The organism is uncultured Capnocytophaga sp., assembly GCF_963525585.1.
GTDB lineage: Bacteria > Bacteroidota > Bacteroidia > Flavobacteriales > Flavobacteriaceae > Capnocytophaga.
Genome location: NZ_CAURLX010000080.1, coordinates 1 through 3,516 on the forward strand (window position 1 = coordinate 1; position 3,516 = coordinate 3,516).

Below are 3,516 nucleotides of genomic sequence, written 5' to 3' on the forward strand. Positions count from 1 at the left end.
AGGAAACGTATAATAAAGAGAGTGAAGATGATATAAAGGCTATTTTGCAAATAGAACTCAAAAAAGATAAGAAAGATCAGGTATTGAAACTTATCTTTGGGGATAACAGCTTAGAGATATTAAATAACTAATATGAAAAAAGCATCTATAAGTATAGTTTTATCAATAATAGCTATTATAACTTGTATTATTAACTTTTTTGTGTTTAATATAAGGGTCGCTCCCTATGAGTTTGATGTATATGGAGTATTAGTTGGTATTTTAGGTATATTAGTTACGTTTTTACTGGGCTGGCAAATATTTAGTGTATTTCAGATGAAAAAGGAAATAGACAAACTAAAAGCTGATATTTCCCAAGAGGTAAATACAGAAATAGAAAAACTTAGAGAAGAAGTTAAAGAACATATAAATCAGATGAATAATGATATTAAGAATTCTGGATATATATTAGGTTTTGAGTTCTATAATACAATATTAACTGATTATTATATGAAAAATAGTGGTGGAAGTCTTTCATTTTTTAGTGAGTTCAAAAATCTAATATTCTTCCTATTATATGCTAATAACATACCTTCCCCTTTCTATGAGGAAAGAGTGGAACCTGCAGTGAAACTATATTTAGATAAATTGATTATTTTATGTAAGAAGCACAAATTTCAAATTAGGAATTTAACTCCTTTAATAAAGGAAGAATTATTGGAAAAAATTGATATATCCACAGAAGAAAATAAAAAAATAGATTTTTCCTTTTTGATAGCTACCTTGAAGGGAACTATATAAAAGATAATAAAAACAGAAAAAAACAACAAGTTTCGTCAAGGAATCTGAAAGGATAAGTAATTTCATTGCGCAAAAGAAGTCTCGTAGAAGTGTAGAGAAGATCAGAACGCTTTTGAAAGAATTTAACCAATTGGTTATAGAGAAGATGAATACAAAACGTACTTCCTATATATTGCCAAAGGAACCTGACAAGTATTCACAAAGTGAAGCGATCGCAATAGTACTCAATGAGAAGACAAAGAAGATCTTTCAGGAGCTGGAAAAGTTTGTATTCTATATAAAGAAGGAATACCAATTAATATTCTAACAGCTATTGCATAAAAACTTTTTATGCAGAAAGAAAAAAATATGCAGTTTTTATGCAGAATTAGAGTTGTAAATCAATGAGTTATGAGCCTGCATACGAATCATAACATTTTTACTATATATTTATAAGTGTAAGTGTAAAAAAGTATATATAATAAGAGAAAACGGAGGTAATTTGCTCCAAATTTGCGCCAAACAACGCCAAAAATGTAAGGAAATAGAGAATAACAAATATTGGTATTCAATTAGTTATTTTTGATAGTTTTCGGGAAATTCTCCAGTTCCCGCTACTATTTCGATGTAATTAATTAAAAATCAATTAATTACATCGATTTTAATTTAATAGCAGGGTCAGTTTTGGGACTTTTTTCCTGTACTCAACGAAGGAGTGTCCAAATAGAAAGATCTAGACTATTTTTACAAATTTTCTTCTCAATTTCTTAAGTACCAGCTTAGTAATTCCTATATTTTTGTTAGGTTTCATTCTTGATTATTTATCTTATTTAGGTTTGTAATAGGATGGAAGTCAGAAACCTTTTTTGAAATATCGTCTCTATATTGTATTTTAAGGTATAAATTCTTTTGCCAAAATCATAACCAATAGAAAAATCCCTAATCTATAGAGATAGGGATTTGTGAGTTTTTGTAAAGCAAACCTATAGCTTTTTGGTTGTGAGTCTCAGTTATTAACAGCCTCTACAGTGATAGTCTCGTTTTTCATTAGCTCTCGGAGTATATTTTCAATACCTTGCTTAAGGGTTCGTTTGGCTGAAGGACAGCCACTACAAGCACCTTGTAGGAGTACTTTCACTAGATTAGCTTCCTTGTCATAGGAAACGAATTGTATATGTCCTCCATCACTCGCTACAGCAGGTTTTACATATTGGTCAAGGATAGCGATAATCTTTCGAGAATGAATATCAAGGGTGGGGAGCCCTTTCTTCTGTACTTCTTTCTCTTGTGTTACCCCCTCAATAACGGGTTTATTGTCCATCAAGTAAGTACGGATGAATTCCCTGAGCTCCATAATAATCTCCTCCCATAATACACGAGGCTGGCGTGTGATGGATATATAATGACTGTCAAAGAAGACTTCTTTCACATAAGGAAACTGAAAAAGAGCCTGCGCCAGAGGAGAGACAGTTGCTTCCTCTACATTCTTGAATTCAAAGACCTTATCTACGAGCTTTTTATTGGCTACAAACTTCATTGCCATTGGGTTAGGAGTACTTTCTACATAGATAGTTATAGGTACTTTTCGGGTAGCTTCTTCCTCAATAACTAAGGGTTTTTCAGCTTTGAGATAGTCTTCTATTTGTTGAGTTACTTCCTCTATAACATCCTTCCATTCTATAATAGGATGTGCTTGTAAAGCGATGAAATTGGCAGAGATAAAAACTGTTTTTATAAAGGGGAGAGCCAGAAGCTCTTGAGCCAGAGGAGAGAGGGTAGCCTCTTGGGGTTGGCTATATTCATAACTCCCTTTTACAAGAATTTTGGGAGCTTCTAGCTTGATGATCGTAGGATCAGCGGTATAATGTATTTGTAATTTCATAAAGGGTTATTAAACTTAGTTTTTTTAGATGATAACAATGGCTTTTTGTAGGAGGAGGTTATTAGGTAAGGAAATTTTCTCTCCATTAGTTGTCCTTAATAGGGTATAGAAAGAACTAATATCCTTAATTTCTGCTTCTATAGGGAACTCATTGTCCAGAATACGGATTTTATCTCCAATCTTAAAGGGAAATGAGAAGAATACAATAATTCCAGCTGTAACATTGCTCAAAATAGACCATTGGGCGAAGAAAGCTACTCCTATCACGGTAAGTACAGAGGAGATAAAGAGAAATATCTGATCAGGCTTCACCCCCCATATGGAAACCAATACAACAAAGAGTAAGGCTACTAGAAGGATATCAATGTATTTTTTGACCAGTTGGGTACGTACTTCAGAAAAATTAGACTTTATACCAAATTTCTTGACAATAGTATCAGCAAATCGCTTAATAAGTATAAAAACAAGAATAACAATTAGGGTAGCGATAATTTGTGCGTACCTCTCAGTGGAAAAATCAAAAAACTGCATAGAATACCTTTTTAGTTATAGGCGACAAAGATAGAAATTTATTTTTAAATAATATTAATAAGGCTTTGTTAATGTTTAGTGGAAGTGCCTAAATTGATTAAGAAAACTCTGAAGATAAGTTGTTTATACTGAATTTTCGTTAAATTATACAATGAAACTATTTTTCACACGTTATCCTTAAAAGAATGTCAATAAATTTTTTAACGAAAATTATTTATTTTTGCATTTTTTGTTTATTTTTGCCCCCAAATTACTGAATAATATTCTTTTGTAATGAAGAAAATATTAAAAAAACTAGCAATGAAAGGATCTAAATTATTGATTCTCATTCTTTTGTTTGTTTC

The 3,516-nt window shown here is 31.5% G+C and carries 4 protein-coding genes; 2 read left to right on the top strand and 2 right to left on the bottom strand.

The window, feature by feature from the left end:
- Positions 1–132 precede the first annotated feature (132 nt).
- Together RYK20_RS10750 and RYK20_RS10755 are read left to right on the top strand one after the other, a co-directional pair.
- Positions 133–780, top strand: a complete 648-nt coding sequence (locus tag RYK20_RS10750) for a hypothetical protein (RefSeq protein ID WP_314895422.1) — start codon at positions 133–135, stop codon at positions 778–780.
- Between the two features lie 112 nt (positions 781–892).
- Entirely contained in the window at positions 893–1,087 is a 195-nt protein-coding gene (locus RYK20_RS10755) for a hypothetical protein (RefSeq protein WP_314895424.1), read from the top strand.
- A gap of 678 nt (positions 1,088–1,765) precedes the next feature.
- Here RYK20_RS10755 and RYK20_RS10760 read toward each other — a convergent pair.
- Together RYK20_RS10760 and RYK20_RS10765 are read right to left on the bottom strand one after the other, a co-directional pair.
- On the bottom strand, positions 1,766–2,641 hold the full coding sequence (locus RYK20_RS10760) for a NifU family protein (protein WP_311456534.1): 876 nt from the start codon (positions 2,639–2,641) through the stop codon (positions 1,766–1,768).
- Positions 2,642–2,665: 24 nt separating this feature from the next.
- A complete protein-coding gene (locus RYK20_RS10765; RefSeq protein ID WP_297979790.1) occupies positions 2,666–3,172 on the bottom strand; it encodes a mechanosensitive ion channel family protein in 507 nt (168 codons plus the stop codon).
- Positions 3,173–3,516 lie beyond the last annotated feature (344 nt).